Annotated in this window: 14 protein-coding genes; 8 read left to right on the top strand and 6 right to left on the bottom strand. The window is 72.5% G+C overall.

From position 1 onward, the window contains the following. Positions 1-79: 79 nt before the first annotated feature. From SRB5_RS03020 to SRB5_RS03005, 4 genes are all read left to right on the top strand, one after another. Complete coding sequence (locus SRB5_RS03020) at positions 80-1,975, top strand: ABC transporter permease (RefSeq protein ID WP_323376914.1); 1,896 nt, start codon at positions 80-82, stop codon at positions 1,973-1,975. A 46-nt stretch (positions 1,976-2,021) separates the two neighbouring features. Then, positions 2,022-3,263 carry an extracellular solute-binding protein gene (locus SRB5_RS03015; RefSeq protein WP_153449754.1) on the top strand — a complete coding sequence of 414 codons (1,242 nt, stop codon included), beginning with the start codon at positions 2,022-2,024 and terminating at the stop codon, positions 3,261-3,263. Between the two features lie 82 nt (positions 3,264-3,345). Next, the gene (locus SRB5_RS03010) at positions 3,346-4,188 is read left to right on the top strand and encodes a GNAT family N-acetyltransferase (RefSeq protein ID WP_153449753.1); all 843 of its coding nucleotides are present in this window, start codon (positions 3,346-3,348) and stop codon (positions 4,186-4,188) included. Positions 4,189-4,222: 34 nt separating this feature from the next. Next, the gene (locus SRB5_RS03005) at positions 4,223-4,579 is read left to right on the top strand and encodes an MmcQ/YjbR family DNA-binding protein (protein WP_153449752.1); all 357 of its coding nucleotides are present in this window, start codon (positions 4,223-4,225) and stop codon (positions 4,577-4,579) included. Position 4,580: 1 nt separating this feature from the next. Here the strand turns inward: SRB5_RS03005 and SRB5_RS03000 are convergent, their stop codons facing one another. Next, entirely contained in the window at positions 4,581-5,204 is a 624-nt protein-coding gene (locus tag SRB5_RS03000; RefSeq protein ID WP_153449751.1) for a class I SAM-dependent methyltransferase, read from the bottom strand. A gap of 186 nt (positions 5,205-5,390) precedes the next feature. Further along, complete coding sequence (locus SRB5_RS02995) at positions 5,391-6,383, bottom strand: M23 family metallopeptidase (RefSeq protein ID WP_153449750.1); 993 nt, start codon at positions 6,381-6,383, stop codon at positions 5,391-5,393. A 237-nt stretch (positions 6,384-6,620) separates the two neighbouring features. Here SRB5_RS02995 and SRB5_RS02990 point away from each other — a divergent pair, with 237 nt between their 5' ends. The 4 genes from SRB5_RS02990 (at position 6,621) to SRB5_RS02975 (ending at position 11,276) form a co-directional block, all read left to right on the top strand. Then, entirely contained in the window at positions 6,621-7,985 is a 1,365-nt protein-coding gene (locus tag SRB5_RS02990; RefSeq protein ID WP_153449749.1) for a dihydrolipoyl dehydrogenase family protein, read from the top strand. Between the two features lie 92 nt (positions 7,986-8,077). Then, positions 8,078-8,551 carry a Dps family protein gene (locus SRB5_RS02985; RefSeq protein WP_153449748.1) on the top strand — a complete coding sequence of 158 codons (474 nt, stop codon included), beginning with the start codon at positions 8,078-8,080 and terminating at the stop codon, positions 8,549-8,551. Between the two features lie 281 nt (positions 8,552-8,832). Beyond that, on the top strand, positions 8,833-10,500 hold the full coding sequence (locus tag SRB5_RS02980) for a serine/threonine-protein kinase (RefSeq protein ID WP_228389695.1): 1,668 nt from the start codon (positions 8,833-8,835) through the stop codon (positions 10,498-10,500). Then, positions 10,497-11,276: a hypothetical protein gene (locus SRB5_RS02975; protein WP_153449747.1), complete on the top strand. Its 780-nt coding sequence runs from the start codon at positions 10,497-10,499 to the stop codon at positions 11,274-11,276. Before SRB5_RS02980 ends, SRB5_RS02975 begins: the two co-directional genes overlap by 4 nt. On the opposite strand, the gene SRB5_RS02970 is transcribed toward SRB5_RS02975, so the two are convergent. The 4 genes from SRB5_RS02970 to SRB5_RS02955 form a co-directional block, all read right to left on the bottom strand. Then, the gene (locus SRB5_RS02970; protein WP_153449746.1) at positions 11,257-11,886 is read right to left on the bottom strand and encodes an SRPBCC family protein; all 630 of its coding nucleotides are present in this window, start codon (positions 11,884-11,886) and stop codon (positions 11,257-11,259) included. The two genes, SRB5_RS02975 and SRB5_RS02970, sit on opposite strands and share 20 nt — an antisense overlap. 85 nt (positions 11,887-11,971) lie before the next feature. Further along, positions 11,972-12,826 (bottom strand): FAD binding domain-containing protein, encoded by an 855-nt coding sequence (locus SRB5_RS02965; protein WP_153449745.1) that lies wholly within the window; start codon positions 12,824-12,826, stop codon positions 11,972-11,974. After that, positions 12,823-15,198, bottom strand: coding sequence for a xanthine dehydrogenase family protein molybdopterin-binding subunit (locus SRB5_RS02960; protein WP_153449744.1), 2,376 nt, complete (start codon positions 15,196-15,198; stop codon positions 12,823-12,825). Before SRB5_RS02960 ends, SRB5_RS02965 begins: the two co-directional genes overlap by 4 nt. Then, positions 15,195-15,695 carry a (2Fe-2S)-binding protein gene (locus SRB5_RS02955; protein ID WP_153449743.1) on the bottom strand — a complete coding sequence of 167 codons (501 nt, stop codon included), beginning with the start codon at positions 15,693-15,695 and terminating at the stop codon, positions 15,195-15,197. The genes SRB5_RS02960 and SRB5_RS02955 overlap by 4 nt, the downstream gene beginning before the upstream one ends. Between the last annotated feature and the right edge of the window lie 10 nt (positions 15,696-15,705).

Raw genomic sequence — 15,705 nt, 5'->3', positions numbered from 1 at the left:
GCAGGACCACTTGACATCGATCACCCCTGCTTCGACCATGACGGGCACACCACGCCCGCCGCCGGGAAGGGGATCACCGGTGATCGACACCCAGCGGAAACCGGACGAGACCGTGGCCCCCGCCCCGACGGCCGTAAAAGGGCGCCGGCGAAGCCTGTGGCAGCGGTCGTTACCCGCCCGCTGGCTGGCCCCGAGCACCGCGCTGATCGCCCTCGTCGTCGTCTTCCCGGCCGTCTACATGGTCTGGGTGTCCTTCCTCGACGTGAACCGGATCGGCCGCATCGACGGCTTCGCCGGACCGGACAACTACCGCCGCCTCTTCGCGGAACAGGCCCTCGGCCAGATCATCGGCAACACCCTCCTGTGGCTCGCCGTGGTCGTCGGCGTGACCGTCGCGGTGTCCCTGCCGCTGGCCCAGTTCCTCTCCAAGGAGTTCACCGGCCGCCGCCTCGTCCGCCTCGCCCTCATCGTGCCGTGGGCGACCTCCCTGGTCATGACGGCGACCGTCTGGCGGTTCATCTACGAGGGCGGCAACGGCCTCCTCAACCGCCTCCTGATGGACCTCTCTCTGATCTCCTCGCCCGTGGACTGGTACAAGGACCCCGGCATCGCCTTCTTCTCCATCATGTTCGTCGGCATCGTCACCTCGGTCCCCTTCACCACGTACGTCCTCCTCTCCGGCCTCCAGGCCATTCCGCACGACGTCCTCGAGGCCGCGCGCATCGACGGCGCCGGACCCTGGGGCACCTGGCGCCACGTGACCCTCCCGCTGCTGCGCCCGTCACTGCTCGTCGCCCTGGTGCTCAACATGCTCCACGTCTTCAACGCGTTCACGGTGATCTGGGTGATCGCCGGAAAGACCGCCGGCACCCACGCCGACACCACCGTCACCTGGATGTACAAGATCGCCTTCACCGCCCAGCTCGACTCCGGCGAGGCCGCCGCCCTCGCCGTCGTCAACGTCACCTTCCTCCTGCTGCTGATCGCCGCGTACGTACGCCTCCTGCGCCCCGCCGACGAGGGCGGCGGCCGCACCCGCTTCGCCCGCCCCGCGAACCGCACCGACGCCTGGGCGCTCCGGTGGCACACGGCGACCCGACGGCTCGCCGCCGCGGCCCGCCCGGCGACGACGGCGATCGCCCGCGGCTGGCGGCGGATACGGCCCGTGGGCCTCCCGGCGGCGGGGCTGCTGATCGCCGCCTTCTTCCTCGCCCCCTACGTCGCGATGCTCCTGGGCTCGCTGAAGACCGACGCCGAACTCTTCGCCGTCCCGGCCGACTACCTGCCCAAGGACTGGGCCTGGTCGAACTACGCCGACGTCTGGCGGCGCATCCCCCTCGCCGACTACCTCCGCGTCAGCCTCACCGTGGCCCTTGTCGCCACCGCCGCGGTGCTGCTGATCGCCACCCCCACGGCGTACATCCTGGCCCGCACCCGCTTCCGCGGCCGCACCGCGTTCCTCGGGCTCGTCCTGGTCACCCAGATGTTCCCCGGCGTCGCGCTGCTCATCGGGCTGTTCCGCGAGGCCCTGTTCTTCGAGGCGGTGCACTCGTACTGGTTCATCATCGCCATCAACACCGCGTTCAACCTGGCCTTCGCCATCTGGATGCTCCACGCGCACGTGTCGACCGTGCCCGTGGACCTCGACGAGGCTGCCATGCTCGACGGGCTCGGGCGGGTCGCGATCGTCCGCCGGATGATCGTCCCGATGATCGCGCCCAGCCTGATCACCGTGACGATCTTCACCTTCATCCAGGTGTGGAACGAGTTCGTCATCGCCCTCACCGTCTTCAACGACCCCGGAGCCGGCCGGGTGACACTCACCGTCGGCGTCCAGCAGTTCGTCGGCCTGTACGAGACGAACTACCAGTACCTCTTCGCCGCGGCCCTGATGGCGATCGTCCCGGCCGTGATCCTGTTCTCGCTCATCGAACGCCATCTGGTGAGCGGCCTGACGACGGGCGGTGAGCGGTAACCCCGGACGACCCCAACCCGACCACGGTCACGATGAGGTGGGAGACATGAAGATCACCAGATCCATGGTCGCCGGCGCCGCGGTCCTCGCGGTTCTCGCGGCCGGCTGCGGAACCGGCGGCGGTGACAGCGCGGACCAGTCCACGATCAAGCTGGTCGTCGCGCAGTACACCGAGGGCACGCAGCCCTACTGGAAGAAACTGATCAAGTCCTTCGAGGCCGACCACCCCGGCAAGTCGGTCGAACTGCAGGTCATCGACTGGTCGAACCTGCAGAGCCAGATCAACACCATGGTGCAGACGAACCGGCTGCCCGACATCTTCAACTCCAATCTCTTCGCCGACTTCGCCGAGTCCGGCCTCCTCTACCGGGCCGACGAGGTGATGTCCGAGGACAAGCTCGGCGACTTCCTCCCGGCGTTCGCGCGCAACGCCGACTTCGACGGCAAGCAGTACGCCTTCCCCTTCGTCGCCACCGTCAACGGGCTCTACTACAACAAGACGATCTTCAAGAAGGCCGGCATCGAACAGCCGCCCGCCACCTGGGACGAGTTCACCGCCGACGCCAAGAAGATCGCCGCACTGCCCGGCGACTACATCCCCTACGCCCTCGCCCTGGGCACCGAGGGCGGCACCTACGAGTTCGGCACCTGGGCCCGCTCCAACGGCGGCGACTGGCGCACCGGCGGCAAGTGGACGATCAACAGCGACCGAAACGTCGAGACCCTCGGGTTCCTCAAGAACCTCACCGCGAGCGGCTGGACCCAGCCCAACCCCGGCCAGACCAACCGCGCCGACGGCACCTGGCCGCTGTTCGCCCAGGGCAAGGCGGCCATGGTGTACGGCTCGTTCGGCACCCGCGCCTTCATGGACCCGGTGCGCAAGGCGGACATCGACTACGGCATCGGCACCCATCCCACGGCGCACGGCGCCGAGCCGGTGACGCACGGCGTGCAGGACTACCTCATGGCGTTCCGGAAGGACGGCAACCGCGAGCTCGTCCAGCAGTTCCTCGAGTACTTCTACCAGCCGGCCAACTACGTCGAGTACCTGCGCGTGGAGGGCCTGCTGCCCACGACGCAGTCCGGCGCCGACGAGTTCGCCAAGGACCCGGAGACCGCCGAGTACGTGAAGCTCATGCCGAAGGCGCGCTTCGACCCCACCGCCGAGCCCGTCTGGGCGGAGCTGAGCGGGACGATGGGCACCGAACTGGGCACCGCCGTCGCGAAGAACGGCGACCCCAGAGCCGTACTCGACCGCTTCCAGGACATCGCGGAGGCCGGGCGGTGACATGGGCGGGCGGCCCCCGAGGGGCCGCCCGTGCCCGGTATTCGTGTGCGCGGTGCAATCGTTTTCCGGCAGAGTGCGGGGCATGACCTGGACGACGACGGACCTGCTGCCCGACTACGAAGCCGCCGCCGGCGCGTTCCTGCGCGGCGACGTGGTACGCCACACCGTGCTGCTGACGGTGGTCGAGGGGCTGCGCCGGGACGCCGACCGCTTCGGTGACGACCCGCCGCGGTTCGGCTGGTGGACGGCGCCCGACGGCACGGTCCGCGGCGCCTACCTGTGCACCCCGCCCTTCCCGCCGCTGCTGTCCACCATGCCCGAGACGGCCGCCGCGGAGCTGGCCCGCGTCCACGCCGGGGAGGAGCTGTCCACCCCCGGCGTGAACGGGCCGGTCCAGGCCGCCCGCGCCTTCGCCGCCGAGTGGACGCGCCTCACGGGCATCGCACCGGCCGGAGACGGTCTGCGCAGCCGGCTGTACCGCCTGGACGGCCTCGTCCCGCCGGAGCGCCCCGCCCCCGGCGCCGCGCGCTTCGTCCACGAGGGCGACCGGGCGCTGCTCAAGGCGTGGCTCCCGGCGTTCGTGGCGGAGACCGGCACCATCCTGGGCAACCCCGACCGCCTCATCGACCGGATGACCGCCGACGGGCTCGCCGTCCTGTGGGAGGACGACGGCCGCCCCGTGTCCCTCGCCGCCCGCTATCCGCAGGTCGACGGCATGGCCCGGATCGGCCCCGTCTACACCCCGCCGGAGTCCCGCGGCCGGGGCTACGCCGCCCAGGCCACCGCGAGCGCCAGCCGGGCGGCGCTGGACGCGGGGGTGAAGGAACTCCTGCTCTTCACGGACCTCGCCAACCCCACCAGCAACGCCCTGTACCAGCGCCTGGGCTACCGCCCCCTGGAGGACATGCTGAACGTCAGCCTCTGAGCCCGATGTCACACCCGCGCGCTACGGTCATGGAATGACCGCCCGCACATCGGACGACGTCCGCAAGATCGCGCTGTCCCTTCCCGAGACCACCGAGAAGACCGCGTGGCAGATGCCCACGTTCCGCGTCGCGGGCAAGATGTTCCTCACGATCCCCGACGACGAGACGTCCTTCGCCGTCCGCTGCCCCATGCTCGAGCGCGACGAACTGGTGCTGGCGGAGCCGGAGAAGTTCTGGATCGCGTCGCACGAGGCGTCCTTCGCCTGGATCCGGGTGCGCATCGCCGCCCTGGACGACCTCGACGAGCTGCGGGCCATCGTCGTCGACTCCTGGCGCCAGGCCGCCCCGCCGCGCCTGGCGGCGGAGCACCCGGACCCGCTGAAGGGCTGACTCAGACGGGAGGCCGCCGCAGCAGTACGAGGGCGTCGATCGCGTCGGCGGTCGTGCCGTCCGCCCGCTCCACCGGACGCCGGACCTGATCGGCCCGTACGGTATCCAGCCGCGCCTGCGCCAGGTCGTCCAGTACGTCCGCCGGGGTGAACAGCACCCGGGCGTCCTGCGGCCCGCCCGTGCCCTCGGTGAGGTTGGTCGTGTCGTGCCCGACGACCAGCAGACTGCCCCCGGGCGCCAGCCCGGCCGCCGCCGCCCGCAGCACCGTGGCACGCTCCGCGGCCGGCAGCTGCAGATAGCAGAGCACGACCAGGTCGTACGCCTCCTTCTCCGGCGTGTACGCCAGCACGTCCTCGCACACCCAGGTGATCCGCCCGGCGGCCTGCGGCGCCTGCGCGGCGGCCAGCTTCCGGCCCCGGTCCAGGGCCACGGCGGAGAAGTCCACGGCGGTCACCCGCCAGCCGCGGTCCGCCAGCCAGATGGAGTTGCGGCCCTCCCCGGCGGCCACGTCGAGGGCCCGGCCGAGGGGCAGTTCACCGGTCTCCTGAGCCACCCAGCGGTTGGGCGTACCGCCCCAGACGAGGTCGGCGGCGGCGTAGCGGTCATCCCAGTCGCGGCTGTCCATAAACCAAATCGCTCCTCAGCGCGTCATAGATGTAAGGAGCCCGAGGCTCTCACAGAACGAGCGGAGTACACGGTATGCGACAGATCCACCTCGAAGCAGCTCACAGCGTCCTCGCCCGCCTGCGCCGCGTCCCCGTCTGCCCGCGCTGCGGCCGGGTCCGCTGCATCTGCCCGCCGTGACGGTTCCTCAGACCCTGACGCCCTTCGAGCGGAGGTAGCGCAGGGGGTCGATGTCGGAGCCGTAGTCCGGTCCGGTGCGTATCTCGAAGTGCAGGTGGGGTCCGGTCGTGTTGCCCGTGGAGCCGGAGCGGCCTATGCGCTGGCCCGCGTTGACGTGCTGGCCGCCTCGTACGGTGAGCGCCGAGAGGTGGGCGTACTGGGAGTAGTGGCCGTCGCCGTGGCGGATCACCACCTGGTAGCCGTACGAGCCGCCCCAGCCCGCCGACACGACCGTCCCGCCGGACACGGCCCGCACCCCGGTCCCCACGCCGACGGGGAAGTCGACCCCCGTGTGGTGGCCGCTGGCCCAGGAGCTGCCGCTCACGCCGTAGCCGGTGCCGGTGTGGGCGCCGGACAGCGGGGTGGTCCAGCCGGTGGTGGTCCGGGTCTTCTTGCCGGAGTCGGTGTGGGAGGCCTTCTTGCCCGAGTCGGTGTGGGAGCCGGAGCTCTTCTTGCCGGAGTCCTTCTTGCCCGAGTCCTTGGTCCTGGGCTTCGCCGCGGACTTCGGTTTCCCGCTCTCCTTTGCGGGCGGGGCCGCCGCCCGCTGTCCGTGCAGCTTCAGCCGCTGGCCGGGGATGATCAGGTCGGGGTCGGCGCCGATCACCTGCCGGTTGCGCTCGTACAGCGCCGGCCAGCCGCCCCGTACCTCATGGGCGTCGGCTATCGCCGAGAGCGTGTCGCCGGCGCGCACGGTGTAGTGCGTGACCCGCTTGTCCGGCTTGGACTTCGCGGGGAGCGTGATCACGGCCGCCCGTACGGTCTGGGTCCCGGCGTCGGTACGGGGCGCGGGTGCCCCGTGGTGGCCCTCGGCCGGTGCCGGGACCGGCGCGGCGGTGGCGCCCGAGGCGGTGAGCAGCGGCAGGGCGAGTCCGGCGCTGCCGGCCGTCACCGTGAGCGTGGTGCGGGACACGGAGGCGGGGCGGGGCCGGCGGTGGCGGCCGCGCTCACTTAAATCGGGCATGGGAAGTCCTCTCCCGCGCGTGGGCGGTATCGGACTGCAAGATAGGTGCGTCCATGACATCCCACAAGAGGGCGTCGTGTCGTGCTGTGGCCGGGCATGTGCGACCTGTGCCGATGGTGCGGCGGTCGTACTCCCGGCGCACGGATCGGTGACCCTGCGCGCACCGACGCGTACGTCGTCCGGCCGATTTCCGCCCGCCGTGCCTACGGTGGGCACATCGGCGAACGAGGAGGACGCATGGTGCGGGAAGCGGACGTGGCGGTCATCGGGCTGGGGCCCGGAGGTGAGGCCGTCGCGGGCCGGCTGGCGGAGGCGGGGCTGGACGTGGTCGGCATCGAGGCCGAACTCGTCGGCGGGGAGTGCCCGTACTGGGCGTGCATCCCCAGCAAGATGCTGATCCGGGCCGGGAATCTGCTCGCCGAGGCCTACCGGATCCCCGGGATGGCCGGGGGCGCCGACGTCATGCCCGACTTCACCGTCGCGGCCGCCCGGATCCGCGACGAGGCCACCGACGACTGGAACGACCAGGTCGCCGCCGACCGCTTCACCGGCAAGGGCGGCACCCTGGTCCGGGCCCGCGGCCGGCTCGCCGGGGAGGGCCTCGTCGAGGCCGGCGGGGAGACGTTCCGGCTGCGGCGGGGGGTGGTGATCGCCGCCGGTTCGAAGCCGTCCGTGCCGCCGGTGCCGGGGCTGGCGGACACCCCGTACTGGACGAACCGGCAGGCCGTCTCCGCCAAGCAGGCCCCGGCGTCGCTGATCGTGATGGGCGGCGGCGCCGTCGGCGTCGAGCTCGCCCAGGCCTTCGCCCGCTTCGGCACCCGGGTGACCGTCGTCGAGGCGCAGGAGCGGCTGCTCCCGCTGGACGAGCCGGAGGCCGGGGAGCTGATCGCCGCGACCCTGCGCAAGGAGGGCGTGGACGTCCGTACCGGTGCGCGCGCCGCCGCCGTCGCCCACGGGGCGGACGGCTTCACGGTGACCGTCGAGGGCGACGACCGGGCGCTGACCGCCGAGCGGCTGCTGGTCGCCACCGGCCGGCACAACGACCTCGCCGGCCTGGGGCTGGAGACCGTGGGCCTGGACCCGAAGGCGCGCTCCCTGGACACCGACGGGCAGCTGCTGGTCCGGCCGGGGCTCTGGGCGGTCGGCGATGTGACCGGGCGCGGGGCGTTCACCCATATGGCGATGTACCAGGCGGACATCGTGGCGCGGGCGGTCCTCGGCGAGCCCGGACCGGAGGCCGACTACCGCGCGGTGCCGCGGGTGACCTTCACCGACCCGGAGGTCGGCGCGGTGGGGCTCACCGAGCGGGCGGCCCGGGAGGCGGGGCTGACGGTGCGGACCGGGACGGGGCAGGTGCCCGCGTCCACCCGGGGGTGGATCCACAAGGCGGGCAACGAGGGGTTCATCAAGCTGGTCGAGGACGCCGACCGGGGGGTCCTGGTCGGGGGCACGTCGGTGGGGCCGATGGGCGGCGAGGTGCTGTACGGGCTGACGGTCGCCGTGCAGGCCGAGGTGCCGGTGGAGCGGCTGCGGCACATGATTTACGCGTACCCCACCTTCCACCGGGGGATGCTCGACGCGCTCGCCGACCTGGCCGGCTGAGGCGTGACCCCGGGATGATTTTAGACAATGTCTAAGCTAGGATGGAATCCATCAAGGCGAAGATCAGAGATCGCTGAAGCAAGGAGTTCGTGATGAGCACCACGCTCGACCGGCAGGCCCAGAAGACCGTGCACGAGACGCTGCAGTCTGCCCTGGTGGATCTGCTGGACCTGTCCCTGGAAGCCAAGCAGGCGCACTGGAACGTGAGCGGACCGCTCTTCCGGGAGCTGCACCTTCAGCTCGACGAAGTGGTCGGTGTCGTCCGCGAGCACGCCGACACCGTGGCCGAGCGGGCCGCGGCCCTCGGCGCCAGCCCCGACGGCCGGGCGACGACGCTCGCGGAGCAGCGGGTCCTGCCCGACGTCGGCCCGGGCGAGCTGTCCGACCAGAAGGTCATCGACGACGTGACGGACCTGCTCGACAAGGCCGTGGCCCGGATGCGCGAGCGGGTCGCGGACACCGAGACGGCGGACCCGGTGACGCAGGACCTCTTCATCGGCATCACGGCGGATCTGGAGAAGCAGGCGTGGTTCTTCCGGTCGCACAAGATCGGCGGCCGTAGCTGACACCTCGCCCCGACGGGCTCGGCCTCGTCCGGCGTCGGGGAAACGTGTTAGGGAAACGTGTTACTCACCCGGGCGCCCCCGGCCGACCTGACTGTCGGCCGGGGGGCCGGGGGTTGTCCCCCGGAAAATGCAGCCGTTATGTGCGGACTCATCGCCCTCCGGCGGAAGTTCCGATATAAGTCGTCCCGGGTGGAACCGGCCGGCGCACGGCCGTGTCTGTCCCATCGTTGAAACGACAGGCATCCGCGCTGCGGATGGAGCCCGTACCGGGGGGTGGGGCGATGAACGGCTGGACGGTTCCCGGATACCGGGAGGCCCGGGAGCTGGGATCGGGCGCGAGCGGCCGGGTGGTCCTCGCGGTGCACGAGGCGACCGGGACACCGGTCGCGATCAAGTATCTGAGCGACGAGCTGTGGGCCGACCAGAACTTCCTCCAGGAGTTCCGGGACGAGGCCGGACTCCTCGGCGCCCTCGACACGCCGTACGTGGTCAAGCTCTACGACTACGTCGAGTCGGCGTCCGGCGCCGCCATCGTGATGGAGGTCGTCGACGGCATCGCGCTGCGCGCCCTGCTCAAGCAGGAGGGCGCCACCGGGCCGGAGGCCGCGCTCGTCGTCCTCAAGGGCTCGCTGCTGGGGCTGGCCGCCGCGCACGCGAGCGGCATCGTGCACCGGGACTACAAACCGGAGAACGTGCTGGTCGCGGCGGACGGCTCGTCCAAGCTCGTCGACTTCGGCATCGCGGTACGCAGCGGCGCCACGCCGGACGTCGCCGGTACGCCGCTGTACATGGCGCCCGAGCAGTGGAACGGCGCGCCCGCCTCGCCCGCCACGGACGTGTACGCGGCGACCGCCACGTTCTACGAGTGCCTCACCGGACAGCGGCCGTACACCGGCGACACGTTCGCCGAACTCGCCGTCAAGCACATCACCGCGCCCATCCCGGCGGAGAACGTCGACCTGCCCGTCCAGGAGCTCATCCGGCACGGCATGGCGAAGGACGCGGCCGACCGGCCCGCCAGCGCCGACCTGTTCGTCGCCGAGCTCGACCTGGTCGCCGGCGCGGCGTACGGGCCGGACTGGGAGGAGCGCGGGCAGCGCCGGCTCGCCGCACTGGCCGCCCTGCTGCCGCTGCTCTTCCCCTCCGCGTCCGGCGCGTCCGGCGGGGTGACGTCGCTGGCCCGGACCGTCATCGCCGGGGGCGGGCGCGGGGCGTTGGCCGGGCGGCGGGGGCTGATGGCCGGGGTCGGGGCGGTCGTCCTGCTCGGTGCGCTCGCCGTGACGTCGGTGGCGACGGAGGGCGGGGGCGGGGAACCCACCCGGGCGGTGGCCACGACCGACGCGTCGCCGTCGGTGCCGGACTCCGGGGGGCCGGCGAGCGGTTCGCCCGGGCCGTCGGCCACGAGCGCGTCCCCGTCGGACTCCGCGTCGCCTTCGGCGTCCGGTTCGCCGTCGGCGTCCGCCACGGCGCCGGCGACGGGCGGCACGACCGGCGGGGGTACGGACGGCGGTGACACGACGGGGGGCGGTACGACCGGCGGTGGCACCACCGGGGGCGGGACGACGGGGGGTGGCACGACCGGCGGGACGACGGCGCCGCCGACTACGGATCCGCCGGAGGGCACGGTGGTGACGGCCATGGGGCTGGGCGGGCTCAGCCTGAGCGGGCAGACGGCGACGGTGCAGGTCCGGGTGAGCATGACCGGGCCGGGGCCCGTGACCCTGAACCTCAAGTGGACGTTCACCAACGCCCAGGGCGAGCCCCCGCACACGTACACCACGACGGCGTCGGTGAGCACCACGTCGTCCAGCGCCTACAGCTACACCTTCGGCGAGAAGGACTTCTGCAACCGCGGCGGCGTCGTCACCGTCTCCGTGACGACGAGTCCCGCCGCCCCCTCCCAGCCCCAGGAAGCCAAGACGCAGACCCAGGGATGTGTCATCGGATGACCGACCCCGAGGACCGCAGACCCGAGGAATCCACCCGCCGCCTGCGTAAGCAGGACGCCGCACCGCCGGCGCCGGAGGAGCCCGACTACAGCGCCACCCGCCTGGACTGGGGCGGGCCCCCGGCGCCCACGCCCTGGCTGGAGGTGACCCCGCCGTACTCCTCGTCGACGGGCCTCACCCCGCCCGACACCGTCCGCGAGCCCGTCCCGGAGGCGGCCCACCCGGCGACCACCGTCCGGCGGCGCCCGCCGGCGACCGCCCCCACCGCACGCTTCGCGACCGGCGACCACGTGCTGCACTTCGGCCCCGGTGTCCCCCCGAACACCGGCACCGTCTCCGCCGTCTGGCACGGCCTCCTGACCCCCGAGCCGCCCCCGCGCCGGCGGCCCGCCTGGCGGGGGTATCTGCTCGCCGGGTTCGTCCTCCTGTGCTCCCTGGCCTACGCCGTCTGGCAGTGGCTCGGCACCGGCCTCGACGTCAAGGGCGTCACCGTCACCACCGCCCCCGCGGGCCCGGCCTGCGACGGCACCGCCGACATCGTCGCCACCGTCCGCACCAACGGCCGCGGCGGCAGTGTCACGTACCGCTGGGAGCGCAGCGACGGTACCGGCTCCGGGGTGCTGACGGAGCACTTCGGCCGGGGTCAGGAGGAGGCCCGGATCCATCTGCTGTGGAAGTTCCGGGGCGAGGGCACGGTGGCGGCCCGGGCCGAGTTGGTGGTCACGAGTCCCGGACGGACCGCCGCCGCCACCGAGTTCACGTACTCCTGCCCCTGACCTTCCGCCTGCGCCGCCTGCGGGCCGCCGCGAACACCAGGACCAGGGCGGCGGCCACCGCGGCCGGCCACCCGGCCCGGCGGGCGACCGGCGCCCCGGCCGTACGCAGCAGGTCGAGCGGCTCGTCGGCCGGGATCAGGGGCGGGACCGGGTCCTCCCGCTCCCGCTCGGCGAGCCGTTCGGCCAGACAGCCCGCGAACTGCCCGATGAGCCTCTCCCCGACGTCGGCCATCAGGCTCCGCCCGAACTGCGCGGGCCGCCCGGTGATCGTCAGATCGGTGATCACCGACACCTGCGTCCCGCCGTCGTCCCGCTCGGTCAGCTGCCCGGTCACCCGGGCCCGCGCGGTGCCCTGACCGCGCGTCTCGCGGCCGGAGGCGGCCAGCACCATCCGGCGGATCTTCTCGTCGCGTTCCTCGAAGACGGCCGTGCCCCGGTACGTCACGGTGATCGGGCCGACCTTCACCTTCACCGCGCCCCCGACGGTCTCGCCGTCGTACGACTCCACCGTCGCGCCGGGCATGCAGGGCGCGATCCGTTCGATGTCGAGAAGGACCTCCCACGCCTGGTCCGCCGGGACGGGGACGGTGAACTCGTGCTGCAACTCCATGCTGTGGCTCCTGTGCTGCTCCGGTGATGCCGGTCGGGGGTGGTACGGGGGCGGCCCGCTGACGCCGGCCGCCCCCGCCGCTGCCTCAGCCCGCGGCCGCCGTGACCGCGCGCCGGGTCAGCACCCGGGCGAGGTGCGCGCGGTACTCGGCCGACGCCGCCAGATCGGTGCCCGGCGCGGTGCCCTCCGCCGCGCTTGCCGCCGCGCGGGCGATCGCGTCGCCGGCGACGTCGGCGCCGGCGAGGGCCGCCTCCGTGGCGCGGGCCCGTACCGGTGTCGGCCCCATGTTGGTGAGGGCGACCCGGGCCTCCTCGATCCGGCCGTTGGTGCGCCGTACGGCCGCCGCGACGCCGACGACCGCCCACTCCTGGGTGGCGCGCCGGAACTTCTCGTAGTGGAAGCCCCAGCCGTCGCCCGGCTTCGGCAGCCGTACCTCGACCAGCAGTTCGTCGGGGGAGAGGGTGCTCTGCAGATAGTCGGTGAAGAACTCCGCCGCCGGAATGCTCCGCCGCCCGTCCGGCCCCTGCGCGACCAGCTCGGCGTCCAGGGCCACGATCGCCGTCGGCACGTCACCGGCGGGGTCGGCGTGGGCCAGGGCCCCGCCGAGGGTGCCCCGGTGGCGTACCGCCGGGTCGGCGACCGTCGCCGTGGCCTTGGCGAGCAGGCCCGCGTGGCGGCGTACCAGCGGATCGCGCAGCACCGTGTGATGGGTCGTCAGGGCCCCGATGACCAGGGTGTCGCCGTCCTCGCGCACCCCGCGCAGCTCCGGGATCCCGCCGACGTCGACGACCAGCTCGGGGAAGGCCAGGCGCATCCGCAGCAGCGGCATCAGGCTCTGCCCGCCGGCCAGCACCTTCGCTTCCTCACCGCCCTCGGCGAGGGCCCGTACCGCGTCCTCGACGGAGCGCGGCGCCGTGTACTCGAAGGACGGAGGGATCATGACGCCTGCTCCTTCGGCTGCGATGCCGGCTGCGCTGCTTCCTGTACGGCCCGCCACACGCGCTCCGGGGAGCACGGCATCCGCATGTCCGTCACCCCGAGCGGACGCAGCGCGTCCACCACGGCGTTGACCACGGCCGGCGTCGAGGCGATCGTGCCGGACTCGCCGACGCCCTTCGCGCCGAGCGGGTTGGACGTCGCCGGTGTCTCGGTGCGGTCGGTGACGAAGTCGGGGAGGTCGGGGGCGGCGGGGACCAGATAGTCCGCCATGGTGCCGGACACCAGGTTCCCGTCGGCGTCGTACACCGCCTCCTCGTACAGCGCCTGGGCGATGCCCTGCGCCAGTCCGCCGTGCACCTGGCCCTCGACGATCTGCGGGTTGACCACCCGCCCCACGTCGTCCACGGCGACGTACTTGCGGATGCGCACCGCGCCCGTCTCCGTGTCGACCTCCACCGCGCACAGATGCGTGCCGTGCGGATAGGAGAAGTTCTCCGGCTCGGTGACGTGCTCGGCGTTGATCGACGCCTCCATGCCGTCCGGGAGATCGTGGCTGGTGAACGTCGCGTACGCCAGCTCCTGGATGGTCTTCTTCGCCTCCGGGTCGCCGCGCACCGAGAACGCCCCGGCGGAGAACTCCAGGTCGTCCTCGCCGACCTCCAGCAGATGCGCCGCCACCCGCCGCGCCTTGTCCACGACCTTTTCCGCCGCCCGGTGCACGGCCGTCCCGCCGACGACGAGCGACCGCGACCCGTAGGTGTCCATGCCCAGCGGCGCCGCCCGGGTGTCGCCGTGCACCACCTCGATGTCGTCGAACGGCACCCCGAGGACGTCCGCGGCGATCTGGCTCCAGGACGTCACGTGCCCCTGCCCGTGCGGGCTGGACCCGGTGACGACCTGCACCTTCCCGGTCGGCAGCATCCGTATCTGCGCCGCCTCCCAGCCGCCCGCCCCGTACCGCAGATCGCGCAGCACCCGGCTCGGCGCCAGCCCGCACATCTCCGTGTACGTGGACACGCCGATGCCCAGACGCACGCTGTCGCCGCTCTCGTTGCGCTTGCGCTGCTCGGCGCGCAGCTCGTCGTAGCCGAAGAGGGCCAGCGCCTTGTCGGTGGCCGCCGCGTAGTCACCGCTGTCGTACGTCAGACCCGCGATCGAGGTGTACGGGAACTCCTCCGCCTGGATCCAGTTGCGGCGGCGCAACTCCAGCGGGTCGAGGTCCAGCTCCACCGCCAGGTCGTCCATCAGCCGCTCTACGGCGTACGTGGCCTCCGGCCGTCCGGCGCCGCGGTAGGCGTCCGTGGGGGTGCGGGTGGTGAACACGCCCGTACAGCTGAAGGAGTAGGCGTCCATCTTGTAGATCGCCGGATACATGAACGCGCCCAGCAGCGGCACGCCCGGGGTCACGATCATCAGATACGCGCCCATGTCGGCCAGCAGATCGACCTTCATCCCCAGCAGCGTCCCGTCGCGGCGGGCGGCGATCTCCACGTCCTGGATCTGACCGCGGCCGTGGTGGGTGGCCAGATAGCCCTCGGAGCGGGACTCGGTCCACTTCACCGGCTTCCCCAGGCGTTTGGCGACGACCAGGGTGATCGCCTCCTCCGCGCACACCTGCAGCTTGGAGCCGAACCCGCCGCCCACGTCGGGGGCGACGACCCGCAGCTGGTGCTCGGGGATGCCCGTCTGGGCGGCGAGCAGCACCCGCAGGATGTGCGGGATCTGGGTGGAGGAGTAGACGGTGTACTCGTTGAACTCCGCGAGCGGGGTGACCACCACGGCGCGCGGTTCCATCGCGTTGGGGATCAGCCGCTGCTGGTGGTAGCGGCGTTTGACGACCACGTCCGCCTGCGCCCGGGCGGCCTCGTAGTCGCCGCTCTCCAGCGGCCACACGAAGCACCTGTTGGTGCCCTTGTCCGCGTGCACCAGCGGCGCGTCCGGCTCGAGGGCGGCCTCCAGGTCCAGGACGGGCGGCAGCGGGGTGTAGTCGACCTCGATCGCCTCGAGCGCGTCGGCGGCCGCGTACCGGTCGCGGGCGATCACGACGGCCACCGGGTCGCCGGTGTGGCGCACCTCGTCCAGGGCGAGCGGCGGATGGTCGGGCAGCACGATGTCCTCGGTCACCGGCCAGGCGCAGGGCAGCGAGCCCAGCTCCGCGCCCAGGTCGGCGCCGGTGAACGCGGCGACCACACCGGGGCGTCCGAGCGCCGCCGACACGTCGACGCGGTCGATGCGGGCGTGTGCCATGGGGCTGCGGAGGACGGCCATGTGCAGCAGTCCGGGGGCGGTGATGTTGTCCGTCCACCGGGTGCGGCCCGTGACCAGACGGGCGTCCTCCTTGCGGAGCCGGGAGCGGCCCACTTCGGTGGTCATACGGACGCCTCCTCACCGCTGGGCGCCGGCTGCTCGCGCTGTTCCCGGGCGGCGGCCAGGACGGCGCGCACGATGTTCTGGTATCCGGTGCACCGGCAGAGGTTGCCCTCCAGCCCGTGGCGCACCTCATCGGCGGTGGGGTCGGGGTTCTCGGCCAGCAGGTCGCGGGCCGCCATCAGCATGCCGGGCGTGCAGTAGCCGCACTGCAGCCCGTGACGTTCGTGGAACGCCCGCTGCAGCGGGTGCCACTGGCCGTCGGAGGCGAGGCCCTCGACGGTCGTCACCTCGCTGCCGTCCGCCTGCACGGCGAGGACGGAGCAGCTCTTGACGCTCTGCCCGTCGAGATCCACGGTGCAGGCGCCGCAGTTGCCGGTGTCGCAGCCGATGGGGGTGCCCGTCAGGCCGAGGCGGTCACGCAGGTAATGGATGAGCAGGAGACGTGGTTCGACGTGGTCCTCGTAGGTGGTGCCGTCCACTTTCAGCGAGATGCGGTGCATGTGCCCTCCC

This window comes from Streptomyces smaragdinus, from assembly GCF_009604385.1.
GTDB classification, from domain to species: domain Bacteria; phylum Actinomycetota; class Actinomycetes; order Streptomycetales; family Streptomycetaceae; genus Streptomyces; species Streptomyces smaragdinus.
This window is presented reverse-complemented; position numbering and strand designations above follow the sequence as displayed.

Bases quoted from the DNA above. Each gene is read 5' to 3' on its own strand.
- SRB5_RS02980 (WP_228389695.1), top strand. From the start codon at position 8,833: ATGAACGGCTGGACGGTTCCCGGATACCGGGAGGCCCGGGAGCTGGGA.
- SRB5_RS03010 (WP_153449753.1), top strand. From the start codon at position 3,346: ATGACCTGGACGACGACGGACCTGCTGCCCGACTACGAAGCCGCCGCC.
- SRB5_RS02975 (WP_153449747.1), top strand. From the start codon at position 10,497: ATGACCGACCCCGAGGACCGCAGACCCGAGGAATCCACCCGCCGCCTG.
- SRB5_RS02995 (WP_153449750.1), bottom strand. From the start codon at position 6,383: ATGCCCGATTTAAGTGAGCGCGGCCGCCACCGCCGGCCCCGCCCCGCC.
- SRB5_RS02965 (WP_153449745.1), bottom strand. From the start codon at position 12,826: ATGATCCCTCCGTCCTTCGAGTACACGGCGCCGCGCTCCGTCGAGGAC.
- SRB5_RS02970 (WP_153449746.1), bottom strand. From the start codon at position 11,886: ATGGAGTTGCAGCACGAGTTCACCGTCCCCGTCCCGGCGGACCAGGCG.
- SRB5_RS03000 (WP_153449751.1), bottom strand. From the start codon at position 5,204: ATGGACAGCCGCGACTGGGATGACCGCTACGCCGCCGCCGACCTCGTC.
- SRB5_RS02985 (WP_153449748.1), top strand. From the start codon at position 8,078: ATGAGCACCACGCTCGACCGGCAGGCCCAGAAGACCGTGCACGAGACG.
- SRB5_RS03015 (WP_153449754.1), top strand. From the start codon at position 2,022: ATGAAGATCACCAGATCCATGGTCGCCGGCGCCGCGGTCCTCGCGGTT.
- SRB5_RS02955 (WP_153449743.1), bottom strand. From the start codon at position 15,695: ATGCACCGCATCTCGCTGAAAGTGGACGGCACCACCTACGAGGACCAC.
- SRB5_RS02990 (WP_153449749.1), top strand. From the start codon at position 6,621: ATGGTGCGGGAAGCGGACGTGGCGGTCATCGGGCTGGGGCCCGGAGGT.
- SRB5_RS02960 (WP_153449744.1), bottom strand. From the start codon at position 15,198: ATGACCACCGAAGTGGGCCGCTCCCGGCTCCGCAAGGAGGACGCCCGT.
- SRB5_RS03005 (WP_153449752.1), top strand. From the start codon at position 4,223: ATGACCGCCCGCACATCGGACGACGTCCGCAAGATCGCGCTGTCCCTT.